At 64.3% G+C, this 1,484-nt stretch carries 3 protein-coding genes and 1 pseudogene; all 4 read right to left on the reverse strand.

Features of this window, described 5'->3' with window-relative positions; all coding sequences use genetic code 11:
• A partial coding sequence (locus ACFWAY_RS53750; RefSeq protein ID WP_378516538.1) for a transposase occupies positions 1-272 on the reverse strand: 272 nt, incomplete at its 3' end.
• Positions 273-590: 318 nt separating this feature from the next.
• Positions 591-707 (reverse strand): annotated as a pseudogene (locus ACFWAY_RS53755) (transposase); the annotation flags it as partial.
• Between the two features lie 114 nt (positions 708-821).
• Positions 822-1,121, reverse strand: a complete 300-nt coding sequence (locus ACFWAY_RS53760; RefSeq protein ID WP_378516539.1) for a transposase — start codon at positions 1,119-1,121, stop codon at positions 822-824.
• 144 nt (positions 1,122-1,265) lie between these two features.
• Positions 1,266-1,484, reverse strand: a 219-nt coding sequence (locus ACFWAY_RS53765; protein ID WP_378516540.1) for a citrate/2-methylcitrate synthase, incomplete at its 5' end; no start/stop codon positions are given.

The raw sequence follows: 1,484 nt of genomic DNA on the forward strand, positions 1-1,484 counted from the left end.
TCTCGTTCGGGGGCTGCCGCCCGCACCGCGGCGAACATCCGCACGTAGGTGCCGTCGTCCGACCAGCGGCGATGACGCTCCCAAATCGACTGCCATGGGCCGAAGTATTCGGGCAGATCCCGCCACGGTGACCCGGTTCGGAATCGCCAGGCGATTCCTTCCAGGGTCAACCGGTGGTCGTTCCACGGACGCCCCCGACGGCCCGAGAGTGCAGGGAGGACGGACTCGATCACAGCCCACAGGTCATCGGAGATCTCATTGGCACGCAACACTGTCCCAGTGTCGCGGATCAATCCCCGATCAATTAGCAGACACGCTCCAGGCTGCGGCAGCCGTGGAAGACACGGCGGGAAAGGCGTATTCGGGGTCGTATTGCTGGCCAACATCGAGGCAGTGGTGCGGTTGGCCTAGCGTAGGCCTAGCGTCGTGCGCCGGGATACGTTGCAATATGTGGCGAGGCGTTCGAGAATCTCGTCGGCGGTCTTGGTCCAGACGAAAGGTTGGGTTCTCGTTCCATAAGGACCCAGTCGCGGATCGATTCCCAGCGCGGCGACACTTGTGCGCACCGCACCGACGTTGTTGGTCGGTGACAAGGCCGAACCAGCGCTCACCCTGGTTGAGCCATGAGGAATAGGTCGGGGTGAAATGCATATGTGGAAACGAGCATGGACCGCAAGCCATTTGGCCACGATCGGAGCCTTGTGGGTGCCGTAGATGCCCCTACGGATGCCAAGCGGCCGACCTGTATGTGCTGGCATCTGGCCGGGGTTCGGTGATGATCTGGTAGATCTCTCGGGCGATGTAGGTTTTGAGGCACCGGATTACCTCCCGGCAGGTCGTGCCTTCGGCGATGCACCGGGCGAGGTAGGCGCCTGTCTGGGCGTCCCAGCGCAGACGGGACAAGTGATGCGGTACAGGGCGGCGAAGGCCTGTCGGTCTCCGCCGCGGTCGAGGCGGCGACGGGTGGTCTTGCCAGAGGATGCGTCGACCGGATTGACGCCGCACAGGGCGGCGAATGATGCCTCGCTGTGCAGTCGGTCGGGGTTGTCGCCGGCGGTGATGAGCAACGTTGCTGCGCTGCCGGGGCCGATGCCGCGGCGTTCCAGCAGCTTGGAGGCCATGGGCGGCGATGGCGTCGGTGATCCGACGTTCCAGGTCGCGGATTTCGGTTCTCAACTTGAGGATTCGGCTAGCTCTCGAGGTGCAGACTCCCCCGCTGACTTTGGGATTCGCAAAGCTCTAACTGCCAGTTGATTCCATTCTATTTACCAGTCGGCCGGTATGTCGGTGTGGGCGATCTGGTCCCAGCCCTCGACGGACTCGGGGGTGCGGGGCGCGGGTCCGGTGTAGATGGCGGCGGGGCGGACGAGCTTGCCGAGACGTTTCTGCTCGAGGATGTGGGCGCACCAGCCGGCGGTGCGGCCGCAGGTGAACATCGCGGGCATCATGTGCGCGGGGACCTCGGCGAAGTCGAGGATGACCGC

It is taken from the genome of Rhodococcus sp. NPDC059968, from assembly GCF_042738615.1.
Taxonomy (GTDB): domain Bacteria; phylum Actinomycetota; class Actinomycetes; order Mycobacteriales; family Mycobacteriaceae; genus Rhodococcus_F.

What these genes read in the sequence shown, in the direction of transcription:
- ACFWAY_RS53760 (WP_378516539.1), bottom strand. Translation starts at nt 1,121, where the DNA reads ATGGCCTCCAAGCTGCTGGAACGCCGCGGCATCGGCCCCGGCAGCGCA.